The sequence below is a fragment of the Pseudoalteromonas sp. NH0006-46 genome, assembly GCF_057547735.1.
In genome coordinates this window covers 46,070-59,742 of sequence record NZ_BAAJML010000009.1, presented here as the reverse complement: position 1 = coordinate 59,742, position 13,673 = coordinate 46,070, and the positions used below count along the sequence as shown (strand labels likewise).

Genomic DNA, 13,673 nt, shown 5'->3' with positions numbered 1-13,673 from the left:
CTATTTTTGCAATGGGGCTATGAACTAAAACATGTTAACTATAGCCATATCAGTTTAAATGACGATAGGTGCATTATACGCTGTCGTATTAGCTGTTTTAATCTTTATTTAGGATTGAATAACAATGGGAGCCAATAGTGGAACCTAGTATCCTTTTGGTTGATGATGAAGAAAATGTATTACGGTCTTTAAAGCGCGTGCTAAAGCGTGCCGGCTTTAAAAAAGTAGCGGTAGCCGCTAGTGGCCAAGAAGCATTGGCTTACTTAAAAGTGCATGATGTGTCGGTGATTATTACCGATTACAGAATGCCTAAAATGACAGGAGCCGACTTACTCAGAGAAACCAAAAAACATTGGCCAGACATAATAAACATAGTGCTTAGTGGTCATGCCGATTTTAATTCGGTTGTTGAGCTTCTTAATCAAGGGCTGGCGATTAAGTTTTTACAAAAACCATGGGACGAAAACGAGCTGGTTGACACAATTAAACAAGCACAGAAGCTTTATTGCAGACGCATTGCACAGCATGAGCGTGATCAACTACTCCTTGGGAGCGTAACGGCACTTATTGAAATAAATGAGCAAGGCAAAATAACTCGCTTTAATGCCCCCGCCCTGTCTCTTTTTCCGAGCCTATACAGCTATGTTGACGATTACATAACCAGTATAGATTCACAGCAAAACAAAACTGACTTAACGGCTTTTTTAAATAACAAAACTGACATGCTATTTATTGCTCGTAAATGTCCCGAGAGCGAAAAGGAATACGAGTTTATTTTGGAGCGATATTGGTCTGATGATTTTTGTCAGTTACTGAAGTTGTCGGTTAACCCGAGTAAATCGAGTAACAAATTTTTAATAGAAAGCTTTGGTGAGTTTCTTATTAAAGAGCCCGCTTTTTATCAACAGCTAAATGATTATGAAAGTGAAAATACCAGTTACACGGTTATTTTTATCGGTATTGCTAAATTTGAACTTATAGCGGATTTATTAGATTACCAAAGCGCTTACGAATTTACACATTTGCTTGCAAAAGTACTGCACAATACCTTTGGTGAAAAGGTAAGAATGTGTCAAAAGCACTCAAATCAGTTTATGTTATCTGTGCCTCACGCAAGTAACGATGCCACATTACTTGCCGCACTTAATAAAACAATGGCCTTATTTACCGATGCTATACCCCAACGTTACAAAGGAATGAGTTTAGAGCTTTATGGTGTGTACGGCATTTTTCCTGACGATGTTTTAACGGGCAAAGAGTTAGTTAATCACCTTAGTTTGAATATGAACTACTTGGCTAAAAAACAGCAACGATTTTTTACCCGCTTTGATGCAGAGCTTGTGAATGACTACCGAAAAAACTTTGAGTTAAGCCGGTTATTATTTAAAGCGATTGATAATGAAGAATTTAGTTTGTGTTTTCAGCCTAAAATAGATTTAAAAACAAATAAAGTCAGTGGCGCCGAAGTGCTTATTCGTTGGTACGAACCAACAAAGTATGGGTGGGTGCCTCCTGGTTTATTTATACCTATTTCAGAATGCGATGGCCAAATTATTGCTATTAGCCGATTTGTCATTTCTCAAAGTTTTAAGCAGCTTAAAACCTGGCAAGAGCAAAAAATAGAGGTTGGGAAATTAGCTATTAATTTATCAGCTCGGCAAATCAAAGAAGATCCGCAGTGGATTAACTTTATGCTAGCCCGCCTAAAAGAAAATGGCCTGTGTGCATCAAGTATTCAGTTTGAGCTTACAGAGACGTATTTAATGGATGACTTACACGAATGTCAGCTGCAAATAACAAGGCTACGCGACTTGGGTTTTGAAGTGCAAATTGACGATTTTGGCATTGGTTATTCATCGCTTGCGTATCTTTCTAAGTTATCTATTGATGCGATTAAATTAGATAAAGAGCTTATTAGTGGTTTGGACTCATCACTTGAAATGCAAAGCATGATCAGAAACATTGTGCGCATGTCGCATGATTTAAACCTTAAAGTAATTGCAGAAGGTGTTGAAACCGTGCACGAATGTAAGTTAGTTGAAAAGTTGGGCTGTGATTATATTCAAGGCTTTTATTTTTCTAAACCTTTGCATGCTGATGAGTTTTGTCGCTATTTAACGATTAAAAATAAGTGCGATACTCAATGAACACAATGACCATCGTTTTATTTGACGACGAGCGTTTTATTTTAAAGGCTCTACAGAGAACAATTAATCGAATTTACCCTGTTGCAGACGTAATTACGGTTACTGAATTAAATGAGTTTTGGGCAGTCCTTAAAGAACATAAAACCATTGATTTAGTCATAAGCGATTATTTAATGCCGCATATTAACGGGCTAGATGTGTTAGAGCGCTGCTTGACTGAAAACCCGTACCCGGTTAGGGCGCTGCTGACAGGCGATTCATCGTTAACTTCAAAAATGCGGCAAAGTAACGTTGTGCATATGTACCTTGCAAAACCATTTAATAAAGATAATTTAATCTTGTTATTTGAAAATGTTGCCGATTTAAAGGCGTTACCATTTTCAGATACGATGAGACGCAAGTTAGGCTCAATGCCTAGTTTTCCTGTTTACCCTTCACTACTTAAAGAGCTTAACAACCTAATAAACAGTGACGATTACGACTTGGCTAACGTTGCTCAAATGGTAGCTAAAGAACCAATTATTGTTGCTAAATTACTACAGCTTGCTAACACGGCTTATTTAGGGTTTACGCGTGAAACGAGTTCAATTGAAGAAGCGGTGTCTCGCCTTGGAACAACTATATTATTATCAATTAGCGCATTGTTATTAATAGCTCAAAACAGCCAATCATGTTTATCTGCTAGTGAGCATGAACAACATTTATCTCAAGCTACACATTACGCGAGCTGTGTTAAAAAATTTGCACAACATATGAAAATGAGTCAAAAAGAACAGGCGCTGCTTTTTTCTGTTGCACTATTAAGTTTTGTTGGCAAATTAATAAAGCTTGAAGGGGAAGAGAAAAGTGATTTAAGTGCAGAAGAACCGTTACCTGAACACTGCATTTCTTATTTACACATTTCTGCTTATGTGATGAAACTTTGGGGTTATAGCTCTCAAGTGTGTTCATTAATTATAAACTCTAGCGAGCTAAAAGCGCCTGATGACAAGTTAGGTAATGTATTGTTTATTGTTCAGCAAAAGCTTTTTTATAAAGAGTCGAACGAAGCTTTGATTACTTTTTGCCAACACCATGATGTTGACTCATCAATTTATGAAGCAATTGGCACTTTTGATTGGTGATAAATCAAAGCAGTCATTACTTTTGTTTACATTAATAAAGTTACTTAGGTTGCGTGTTTAGAGTTTGCGAACTAAACATTAAAGCAATAGCTATAGGGACTCTGGCATGAATGAAGTAGAAAGTAATTTAGAGAGTGCATTTTTAGACGAGCAAGCAAAACGTAAACAGCTCGAAAAGCAAATAAGCGAAATAGAAGCCGAACTAACTCGTTATAAAAAAATGTTAGTGCAGAGTACTAAAATGGCGACTTTAGGTACTTTGAGCGTTGACGCAGCTTCAGAAATAAACACGCCTTTACTGAAAGCTATTGGTACTGTTGATAGCTTTAATTATTCGAGCCAAATTATCACCTCAGTATTAAATATAAGTGAGCAATACTTAAACGGTGAGTTAAAAGAAAGCCAGTTTAAACACGAGCTTGATTTGCTTAATTTACAACACCCATTTGCTTGGATCAGTAATGATTTGTCACCAAGAATAAAAGAAAGTGCCAGCACCCTAAAGCAGGTTAATTATTGTGTTCAAAACTTGCTGAATTTTATGGACACTAATGATCACCACGCAATGCAACTTGTTAACATGGCTGATGTTGCTAACAACATACTGCGTTTACTCGAAAGCCAGCTTAAATTATGTGCAGTTAATACTCACTTTGAAAATACCCCCCCGATATATTGCAATTTAGCATCAACTAATCAGCTATTTGTTAATCTACTCCTTAATGCCAGAGATGCATGCGAGCATAACGACACTAAAGGGTGCATTGTTGATGTGAGCATTTTTGAAAAAGATAATTATATTTGTGTTGAAATAAAAGATAATGGCTGTGGTATGTCAAACCAGGTTCAAGAGCAGATGTTTGACCCTTTTTTCACAACTAAAGAGGTGGGTAAAAATACTGGTATGGGGCTCACGCTTGTGCAATCAATTATGCAAGAACACGCAGGAAAGGTGCACGTTAATAGTATTTTAGAGACAGGTACGTCCATTTCATGCTTATTTCCCTTAAAAGCATAACTTTGCATATAAATACCCTTTGTAAATAAGGTGTTAATTATTTGTTTTGTAATTTCAATTCTTTATTTGCTTTAATTTTGATCGTTTTGAGGTTGTTTTTTCTTTGGTTGAATTTAATTTGCATACTTAGGTCGTAAATTTAAATTTTTTCATTTCTTTTTGCTTGTATATGTTGCTAGGATGTTCCTCATTGGCGATACACAATCGCTATATAAATTATAAGAACACACATAAACAGGGTCGTCACTATGTCAACATATCGTTTAAATACACTTGCAGTGTCAGTTGCGTTTGCAGTATGCGCACCAGGCGTTGTAAATGCACAAGAAGCTCCCGTTCAAGCTGTCAAAAATATTGAGCAAATATCTGTTTTAGGCTCACGAGTCTCAAATCGCACATCAACCGAGTCATCTTCGCCAATAGATTTAATCGACTCGGATGATTTAAATAAAGGCGGTTATACTGAGCTTGGCCAAAGCTTACAAGCAACAGCCCCTTCATTTAATTTTTCGCGTACGCAGGTTTCTGATGGTTCTGATTTATTTAGACCCGCGACCTTGCGTGGTTTACAACCCGATCAAACACTTGTACTGGTTAATGGCAAGCGCCGTCATAATCAATCTATTTTTGGCCTGAATGGGACGGTTGGTGCAGGTGCTGCGGGTACCGATATGAACGCAATTCCGTTAACTGCGCTTAAAGGTGTTGAAGTACTTCGCGATGGCGCAGCGGCAAAATATGGCTCTGATGCAATAGCGGGTGTAATCAATTTATCACTTAATAATTCAACAGGTGTAACAACGGGCTTTGTTCAGTATGGCGGCACAAGCGAAGGCGATGGCGATACGGTTACTGCAGGCTTAAACCGTGGTTTTGAGTTAGGTAATGAAGGCGGTTTTATTAATTTATCACTGGAGTATCGAGATGCCGACGGCACTAACCGTGCAGAGCGCGATACGGGTGGTTCATTAAATGTAGCACCTGGAACGCTTTCAGAGGACGTTCGTTGGGGACAAGGTAACGCGGATAGCGAATTCACATCGCTGTTTTACAATATGGCATTGCCTGTTGGCGATAGCGAGCTTTACTCGTTTGGTGGTTACTCAGAACGTAGCGCGTTGGGTAATGGTTTTTATCGTAACTTTAACGAAGCGTCTAAAAACGTGACTCAAGTTTATAGTGATGGTTTTTTACCGCGTATATACAATGAAGCACAAGACCTTTCATTTGCAATAGGGTTTAAAGGCGACATAAACCCAGATTGGACTTACGATGTGTCGGCTGTATATGGTGAAAACGAATACGACTTTACCTCGCGTAAAACCTTAAATGCGTCATACGCAGCTGAGTACTTATTTAATAACCCTGATGCAAGCGATGCTGATATTGCAGCCAATGCAGGCCCAACAGGTGGTTATTCAGGTGGGTTTAGATTTGATCAAACTTCATTTAATGCTGATTTTAACGGTCTTGTAGATATTGGTCGCAGTGAACCATTATACGTAACTATTGGCGCTGAGTACCGAAAAGAAAACTACGAAATAGTCCCGGGCAGCCAAGCGTCGTATGCCTGTGGCTTAGCTAATACTGACACTTCATACCCTTCAGTTAATGATGAAAACCAATTTGCGCAGTGTGGTTTTCAGGCTTACAACGGCCTTCGCCCAGAAGCGGCAAACGAGAGCGATCGTAATAGTTATGCCGTATTTGTTGATGTAGAAACAATGATCACAGATGCATGGAATGTCAGTGGTGCACTGCGCTTTGAAGACTTTTCAGATGCGGGTGACGATTTAATAGGTAAACTAGCAACGCGTTATGAGTTTAATGATGACTTTGCTGTTCGTGCTGCGGTATCAACTGGCTTCAGAGCGCCTTCATTACAACAAAGTGGTTATACTGCGTTTACTACGAACCTAGGTTCTGACGGTTCGTTAACTCAGTCATTTACTGCCAACAATGGCACGGCATTCCCTAGTGCATTAGGCGTAGATACGTTAAAGCTTGAAACTTCAACTAACTACAGCGCGGGTTTTGTTTACGATGTAAGTAGTGAGCTTTCGCTTACGGTTGATTTTTACCGTGTAGAGATTAAAGACCGTATAACACTAGGTAGTTTGCTGTCGGCCGACGACGTCTCGTTTAGTCCAGACGCGCTGGCTGCACTGCAAGCAACCGGTGCAGTACAAGCCAACTACTTCTCAAACTCCGTTGATTCTACTACGCAAGGTGTTGATATTATTGCTTCATACCGTACTGAAATCGACGGCGCTAATTTAGGTGTTACTTTCGCTGGTAATTTGAACGACACTAAAATTGATAACGTTAATGCTGAAGAGGGCATTCCAGAAGCGGTTGCCTTTGATGACTTACAACGTAGCTTTTTTACTGATGGGCAGCCAAGTGAACGTGCAACACTGACATTTGATTATGAGCGTGAAGCTTATACTTCTACGCTTCGTTTTAATTACTTTGGCGAGACCGATGTAAAGTATTTTGGTAACGACCACATTTCATTACCCGGTGAGCTTTCGCCAACGGGCTCGTTTAAACCAACAAGTACTGTTGAAGCTGCTGTATTGGTTGATGTGAACGTAAGTTATGACATTAATGAGATGTTTACGCTTTCGGTTGGTGCCGACAACGTATTTGATGAAACACCTGATGAGTTAGGTGATGATGAAGTGCTAAACTTTATCACCAATGGTGCGTTTAAATATCCTGTACGTGCATTGCCTTATGGTTTTGACGGGCGTACTTACTACGCAAAAGTAAGCTTTGAATTTTAATTATTTGAGCTAGAAACTATTTAACTTGAGCTCTGGCTAGAGATAGATTTATTATCCAGCGTTCAGGTTCTTTACTAAGCGCAGTTATTTACTGCGCTTTTTTTATGCCTATTTATTATGAAAAAACAGCGTTGTGTAATGATAAAAATACTTGCAAGGTTGAAAATTAGGCATACAATCGCCACTTCTTTAAGGACTTACTGTTGTTAGTGAGTACTCAATCTATAGGAAATAAAATGGCTAAAAAATCGAATAACAAATCGGTAAATAAAAGCGCAGTAGACACCGGTCGTGGGGTTATTAATCATAATGCGCTGGCGGCTTTAGTAACCTCTAAAGTGTTTAAACCACAAGTGGTAAAAGCTAAAAAAGGGAAAGGCTCGTTTAAACGCAGCAGCAAACACGTAGGACGAGAGTCTTATTTAATCGCGGCTTAAATAGCACCGATCAAATAAGACTTTTAAGTGCCTATTTTTTGCCAAACATACGTGTAAGTGTGTTGTCTTTATCAATAATATGGTGCTTTAAGGCGCCCACAATATGTAAACCTAACGCGATAAGAAGCGCATTTGCTGTAATACCGTGAACGGTTTTACCTAAATCTGACCAGCTTTCGCTAAATGGCATGCTTTTTTGTGGGTTTTCTGGGTTAGGATTATGCGGAATAATTTCTAGCCCAAATAAGTCTACGCCATGCCCGCCCATACCAGAGGTTATTAATCCTGAAATTGGCATTAGTAACATGCTAATTATCAATACGTAGTGAATAACTTTAGCGAGTATCATTTCATACTGTGGATGGGTATTAGTGTGTTTTGGCCAGCCATTTATAATGCGCCACGTTACTCTTAATAAAGCAAAAGCAAAGAGTAATACCCCAAACGATTTATGCCAGCTCATTAGAAAAAACGCTTTAAAGTTTTCCATGTACAGCCCTGAGCCTAATGACCCAATAATAAGCACCGCTACAATCCAATGTAGGCTGATTGTGGTTTTGCTCAGCGTGAGAGGTGTATCTTTTATAAGTTTCATACAGTTTATTCCTAACGTTAATACTTAAAAAGTTTTGAATATGTAGTTATACAGTTGAACAAGCTACATTGATGCAGTTAGCTTAAATTATAGAGGGTCAAAGTAGGGTTAACGAAATTGGCAAATACAAAATAATTTACTCGGTGATAAGTTTGGCGGTAGGCGAAGAGCCTGCTCACGCGAGATGCGGAGCATCTAATTACTTAAATTATTAGATGTTGCAAAGCACTTAAAACCCTATTTTTGACTTATTGATCTTCAATAAAAATGCACAAAGAGAAGAGAATGAGGAGTAAATGAGAAGTGAAAGCTGCAGGCGCGAAGCTTGCTCGCGCAAGATGCTATTTACTTCTCTAAAAGCGAAGCGCCTCTTAATCTCTTTGTGAATGCATTAGCTTTATTTACGAGCTATCGCTCGTCACGCCAGCAAGCTGCGCGTCTACAGGGAATTTTACCGTTGAGTTAAATTTGGCGGTAGGCGTAGAGGTTGCTTACACGGGATGCGCAGCATCTAATAATCTAAGTCACTTTCTTTTAAATTATTTGCTATGGTTTTTGATGGGTTCTCACCAAAAAGCTGCGTATAGTCTTTAGCAAATTGCCCTGCATGCCAAAACCCCCAGTTTGCAGCAATGACTGAAATTGACTTGGTTTGACCAACTAATTTAAGTTCACGCCGTACATTATTTAAACGCGATAAGCGTAAAAATCGCAGCGGGTTAATACCTAATATACTTTCAAAGCTGTACTGTAAAGTTCGCCTGCTAACATGTGTGAGTTCGCATAGCTGTGTAATAGTCACTGTGCTCTGTGGATCAGCTTTAATATATTCTTTTACTTTGTCTACCACGGCTTTGCGATGCTTATAACTTGGCGCAATGTTGTGCTGCTGACTTTCAGTTTTTAATAAATTTAGCGCAAGCATGTAAAGCATTTCTTGTTGTAAATTGGCGTTTAAGCCATGGGCACCATGATTAACCATGCTGTTAATAATACTGCGCGCTCTGTTGAGAGTTGGGCTATTTACTGTGAGTCGCTCTGCGCCGAAGGCATTTATGTTTTGTAAATTAATACCGTGTAGTTGCGCCATGCATTCAATTGATTGCCAGTTAATCACTACCCCATAAATATTAAATTTTTCAGGTGTTATTAATTCAAAATCGCTGTGACTACTGCGGCACATAAATTGGTTATTTAGAACATCTAAGCCATTAATTTTACTTTCGCACGATGTTTTAGGAATACCCAACCAAATAGAGTCATCGGCAATAACACATTGCTGGCGAAGCGCACGCTCTGTGTACTCTTCAAATACGTGAATATTAGAATGGGCAACGCCTTCAATACAACCAAAAAAGCCACCCTCGCTGACCTGATCATACTTTTGTTGCCAATTGATTAGGTTACTTGCTTGTTCATCAATATCGTGAGTATGTACTTTGCTCTTTTGTGGTGCGTTAGATAAATGCTGATGCGCCATTTTGGATTCGCTCTTTATTTTGTATTGCTTATTGAGGAACTTTAACCGTGTTTTAAATGCTTTAAGTTACTGAATTATATTTAAAAAAACGATTTGCCAAAATTCGATAGTGCTTTGGTACGAATTAAGCTTTTAGTACTTAAATGACAAATAACTATAAATAATGCTGCAGCAAAACCTGTACCAAGGTTTGAAAGAGTTAGATGAGGTAAAGAATGGGGCAAACGTATCGCTACACGCTTGGTACAAAAACCTATCAATTTAGAGATTTAGCCGAGTTGATGGCTAAAGCGACCGCGCAGCGTTCGGGCGATAGGTTGGCTGGCGTTATTGCGCAGTCGGCGCAAGAACGAGCCGTGGCACAAATGACATTAGCTGAGGTGCCACTTAAAACATTTTTAAATGAAGCGTTAATTCCTTACGAAGACGACGAAATAACACGTCTAATTTTAGACGACCACGATGCACACGCATTTAAGGCAATAGCGCATTTAACTGTTGGGGATTTTCGTAATTGGTTATTGAGTGATTTTGCCACCCCAGGGGTATTAGCGAGTGTAAGGGCCGCAATAACCCCTGAGATGGCCGCAGCAGTTAGCAAAATAATGCGTAATCAGGATTTAATTTTAATTGCTAAAAAATGCCACGTAACCAGTGCATTTAGAAATACGATTGGTTTTCCCGGGCATTTATCAACGCGTTTACAACCTAATCACCCAACCGATGATATTAATGGGATTGCGGCCAGCATGTTGGATGGCTTGCTTTACGGGAATGGTGACGCGGTAATAGGTATAAACCCTGCCACCGACAATGTAGCTCAGGCCATTAAGTTAATGACGCTAATGGATGATGTTATTCAAAAATACGAAATTCCAACACAAAGCTGCGTGCTGACTCATGTAACTAATACGATTGAATGCATTGAAGCAGGCGCACCAGTTGATTTGGTTTTTCAGTCAGTAGGGGGCACAGAGGCAACAAACACAAGCTTTGGTTTTAATTTAAATACGCTCGCTGAAGCGCAAGATGCCGCGCTTAGTTTAAAGCGCGGCACGGTGGGCAACAATGTGATGTATTTTGAAACCGGGCAAGGTAGCTCGCTTTCAGCAAATGCGCATCATGGGCTTGATCAACAAACATGTGAAGCACGAGCATATGCTGTGGCAAGAAAGTTTAATCCGTTACTTGTTAATACAGTTGTGGGGTTTATTGGCCCAGAGTATTTATTTGATGGCAAAGAAATTACCCGCGCGGGTCTGGAAGACCACTTTTGTGGCAAGTTGCTTGGTATTCCTATGGGTTGTGACGTGTGCTACACCAATCATGCAGAAGCCGACCAAAACGACATGGATAACTTACTTACGTTATTAGGTGTAGCGGGGTGTTCGTTTGTAATGGGGATCCCTGGTTCTGACGACATTATGTTGAATTATCAAACCACTTCGTTTCACGATGCGTTGTATGTACGCCGTGTACTGGGTTCAAAACCCGCACCTGAATTTGAGGCATGGCTGAGTGAGATGAAAATAATGCAAAGCACTGAAAATGTGACTTTGTCAGACTCATTACCTGCGGCGTTTGTAAAGCCACTTAACGCGATTTCAGGAGGGAATTAATGGCAAGTAACCCTAAAGCTTTAAATGTAAACACCAATCATAAAAGTAATGGCAAGGTGGTACATAATCCGTGGAATGATTTACGCCGCTTTACTGATGCGCGAATTGGCCTTGGTAGAGCGGGGATTAGTTTACCGACTTCAGAAATGCTGGCGTTTCAGTTGTCTCATGCCCAAGCCCGCGATGCAGTGAGTTTTCCGCTGGATATTAATCAAATGAAAAATAGCCTTGGTGTTTTAACTCCCCGCACTCATATTTTGCATTTACATAGCCAAGCGGTTGATCGAGTAAGTTATCTTCAACGCCCTGATTTAGGGCGTAAGTTAAGTAAAAAAAGCCAAGATATTTTGCTTGATTTTATGGCAGAGCAAAAGCAAACCACACCTTTAAATTACGATTTGGCTCTTGTCGTGGTCGATGGTCTTTCGTCACTAGCAGTACAAAAAAATGCGCACCCATTTATTAGTGAACTGTTGGCACAACTGGGCAAAAATCAGCAACTTAAACTAGCGCCAATAACCTTAGTAGAACAAGGACGTGTAGCCATTGGCGACGATATTGGCGAGTTATTAAATGCGCAAATAGTCATGGTGCTAATAGGTGAGCGCCCAGGGCTTAGCTCGCCTGATAGTTTGGGGCTTTATTTAACATGGGCGCCAAAAACAGGGTTAAACGATGCGTGCCGAAATTGTATTTCAAATATTCGACCTGCGGGTTTGTCTTATGAAGAGGCGGCTCGTCGTGCAGTGTATTTAGTACGCGAGGCCAAAAAGCTCAAGTTAACAGGCGTTAACCTAAAAGATCGAACACAAGACGATGTAATTGAACATCAGCAGCCTAATACCCACTTTTTAATTGGCTAATAGTAAGCAATTAAAAATTAAAACAATAAAAATGAAGCATCAACGGAGATAACAATGTCGAATAATAATTCAGAATACCTTGCCAAAAGGCAATTAAAAAGCGGTACCGCAGGCTGGTTATTACTAGCCGGTCTAGGGGTGTCGTATGTTATATCGGGCGATTTTGCTGGTTGGAATTTTGGCATAGCGGAGGCGGGTTGGGGTGGTTTTGCCATTGCAGCAGTGCTAATGGCAATTATGTATTTAACATTGGTACTTTCGCTGGCTGAAATGTCAGCAGCTATACCTGCAGCAGGAGGCGGATACAGTTTTGCTCGCCAAGCAATGGGCCCCGCTGGTGGCTATTTAACAGGCCTTGCCGTATTAATTGAATACGCTCTTGCGCCCGCCGCTATTGTTATATTTATTGGCTCTGCGGTAGAAGCATTAACTGGGTTTAATGGCCCGTGGGTTTATGCGCTGTTTTACTTGGCATTTGTGGGCATTCACTTAGCGGGTGTAGGTGAGGCACTAAAAGTGATGATGGTAATAAGTGGGTTAGCGGTGCTTGCTATTGTTGCCACTGCGGTTGTGCTTGTAACTAATTTTGATGCAGCTAATTTATTTGATGTGGCGGTCAGCGACGCCGCTGGCGCAACTGAGTTTTTACCATTAGGTTGGTATGGCGTATGGGCCGCACTGCCATTTGCTATGTGGTTATTTTTAGCCGTTGAGGGTGTACCACTTGCTGCAGAAGAAGCAAAAAATCCCGCTAAAGATGTGCCAAAAGGCATTATTGGAGCAATGGTATTTTTACTGTTCACTGCATTGTTAGTCGTGGTGTTAGTGCCCGGTGCTGCTGGTGCCAACGCCATGGGAGCAAGTGCAGTACCTTTAGTTGATGCGCTGAACGCCACGGGTAATACAAGCTTAGCCACGGTAGTCAATATTTTAGGCTTAGCGGGGTTGGTCGCATCGTTTTTTTCTATTATTTATGGTTATAGCCGTTTAGTGTTTGCCCTTTCACGAGCGGGTTATTTACCACAATCTTTGTCAATTACCACAAAGCGTAAAGTACCGGCTCGTGCGTTAATAGTGCCTGCTATTTTTGGTTTTATTGCCTCACTAAGTGGTGAAGGTGATTTAATGTTGGCAATGGCGGTTGTGGGTGCAACGGTATCTTACGCATTAATGGCATTAAGCCATATTATGCTACGTATTAAGCAACCTGAATTAGTTCGCCCTTATAAAACGCCTGGTGGTGTGGTTACATCGGGTATTGCACTTGTACTATCGCTTATTGCACTTACCGGTGTATACGCCTTTGACCCTCGAGCGTTTTTATACACGGTAATTTTATTTGCATTGGGTGCGGCATATTATTTTGGCTACAGCTCTAAGCATTTAATGGCTAAAACGGCTGATGAAGAATTTGCTATGTTAGCTGATGCAGAATCTGATTTAGCAATGGCGGTAAACGAGGGGTAATAAAGGTTAAGGAATACCAATCTGCAATAATACTTAATCATTTTGCGGGGCTAAACGTTCAACACGTTTTACCACCCTCAAAATAGATCAGTTAATTAAACGAATTGGTATAAACCGATAAGGCAGGCTAAAAA

Annotated in this window: 10 protein-coding genes; 8 read left to right on the top strand and 2 right to left on the bottom strand. The window is 40.2% G+C overall.

From position 1 onward, the window contains the following. Window positions 1-137: 137 nt before the first annotated feature. The 5 genes from AC27I2_RS15795 to arfA all read left to right on the top strand — a co-directional run bounded on the left by AC27I2_RS15795 (window position 138) and on the right by arfA (window position 7,515). Window positions 138-2,147: an EAL domain-containing response regulator gene (locus tag AC27I2_RS15795; protein WP_487204821.1), complete on the top strand. Its 2,010-nt coding sequence runs from the start codon at window positions 138-140 to the stop codon at window positions 2,145-2,147. Next, window positions 2,144-3,271: an HDOD domain-containing protein gene (locus tag AC27I2_RS15790; RefSeq protein ID WP_487204820.1), complete on the top strand. Its 1,128-nt coding sequence runs from the start codon at window positions 2,144-2,146 to the stop codon at window positions 3,269-3,271. The genes AC27I2_RS15795 and AC27I2_RS15790 overlap by 4 nt, the downstream gene beginning before the upstream one ends. Before the next feature lie 106 nt (window positions 3,272-3,377). Continuing rightward, window positions 3,378-4,289, top strand: a complete 912-nt coding sequence (locus AC27I2_RS15785) for a sensor histidine kinase (RefSeq protein ID WP_487204819.1) — start codon at window positions 3,378-3,380, stop codon at window positions 4,287-4,289. Window positions 4,290-4,537: 248 nt separating this feature from the next. Next, window positions 4,538-7,078: a TonB-dependent receptor plug domain-containing protein gene (locus tag AC27I2_RS15780; RefSeq protein ID WP_487204818.1), complete on the top strand. Its 2,541-nt coding sequence runs from the start codon at window positions 4,538-4,540 to the stop codon at window positions 7,076-7,078. A gap of 236 nt (window positions 7,079-7,314) precedes the next feature. After that, window positions 7,315-7,515, top strand: a complete 201-nt coding sequence (arfA, locus tag AC27I2_RS15775) for an alternative ribosome rescue factor ArfA (protein ID WP_058404542.1) — start codon at window positions 7,315-7,317, stop codon at window positions 7,513-7,515. Window positions 7,516-7,546: 31 nt separating this feature from the next. Here arfA and AC27I2_RS15770 read toward each other — a convergent pair whose 3' ends face one another. Next, window positions 7,547-8,110, bottom strand: a complete 564-nt coding sequence (locus AC27I2_RS15770) for a cytochrome b (RefSeq protein ID WP_487204817.1) — start codon at window positions 8,108-8,110, stop codon at window positions 7,547-7,549. Between the two features lie 511 nt (window positions 8,111-8,621). Then, on the bottom strand, window positions 8,622-9,590 hold the full coding sequence (locus AC27I2_RS15765) for a helix-turn-helix domain-containing protein (RefSeq protein WP_058404544.1): 969 nt from the start codon (window positions 9,588-9,590) through the stop codon (window positions 8,622-8,624). Between the two features lie 215 nt (window positions 9,591-9,805). Here AC27I2_RS15765 and AC27I2_RS15760 point away from each other — a divergent pair, with 215 nt between their 5' ends. From AC27I2_RS15760 to eat, 3 genes are read left to right on the top strand one after another with little or no spacing between them, the layout of a single operon-like run. Continuing rightward, window positions 9,806-11,209 carry an ethanolamine ammonia-lyase subunit EutB gene (locus AC27I2_RS15760; protein ID WP_487204816.1) on the top strand — a complete coding sequence of 468 codons (1,404 nt, stop codon included), beginning with the start codon at window positions 9,806-9,808 and terminating at the stop codon, window positions 11,207-11,209. Next, window positions 11,209-12,072, top strand: a complete 864-nt coding sequence (gene eutC / locus AC27I2_RS15755) for an ethanolamine ammonia-lyase subunit EutC (RefSeq protein ID WP_487204815.1) — start codon at window positions 11,209-11,211, stop codon at window positions 12,070-12,072. Before AC27I2_RS15760 ends, eutC begins: the two co-directional genes overlap by 1 nt. 54 nt (window positions 12,073-12,126) lie before the next feature. Further along, window positions 12,127-13,539, top strand: coding sequence for an ethanolamine permease (eat, locus tag AC27I2_RS15750; RefSeq protein ID WP_487204814.1), 1,413 nt, complete (start codon window positions 12,127-12,129; stop codon window positions 13,537-13,539). Window positions 13,540-13,673 lie beyond the last annotated feature (134 nt).

Excerpts from the sequence above, each read along its gene's own strand:
- arfA (WP_058404542.1), top strand. The coding sequence starts at position 7,315 with ATGGCTAAAAAATCGAATAACAAATCGGTAAATAAAAGCGCAGTAGAC.
- AC27I2_RS15765 (WP_058404544.1), bottom strand. The coding sequence starts at position 9,590 with ATGGCGCATCAGCATTTATCTAACGCACCACAAAAGAGCAAAGTACAT.
- AC27I2_RS15780 (WP_487204818.1), top strand. The coding sequence starts at position 4,538 with ATGTCAACATATCGTTTAAATACACTTGCAGTGTCAGTTGCGTTTGCA.
- eat (WP_487204814.1), top strand. The coding sequence starts at position 12,127 with ATGTCGAATAATAATTCAGAATACCTTGCCAAAAGGCAATTAAAAAGC.
- eutC (WP_487204815.1), top strand. The coding sequence starts at position 11,209 with ATGGCAAGTAACCCTAAAGCTTTAAATGTAAACACCAATCATAAAAGT.
- AC27I2_RS15785 (WP_487204819.1), top strand. The coding sequence starts at position 3,378 with ATGAATGAAGTAGAAAGTAATTTAGAGAGTGCATTTTTAGACGAGCAA.
- AC27I2_RS15770 (WP_487204817.1), bottom strand. The coding sequence starts at position 8,110 with ATGAAACTTATAAAAGATACACCTCTCACGCTGAGCAAAACCACAATC.
- AC27I2_RS15760 (WP_487204816.1), top strand. The coding sequence starts at position 9,806 with ATGGGGCAAACGTATCGCTACACGCTTGGTACAAAAACCTATCAATTT.
- AC27I2_RS15790 (WP_487204820.1), top strand. The coding sequence starts at position 2,144 with ATGAACACAATGACCATCGTTTTATTTGACGACGAGCGTTTTATTTTA.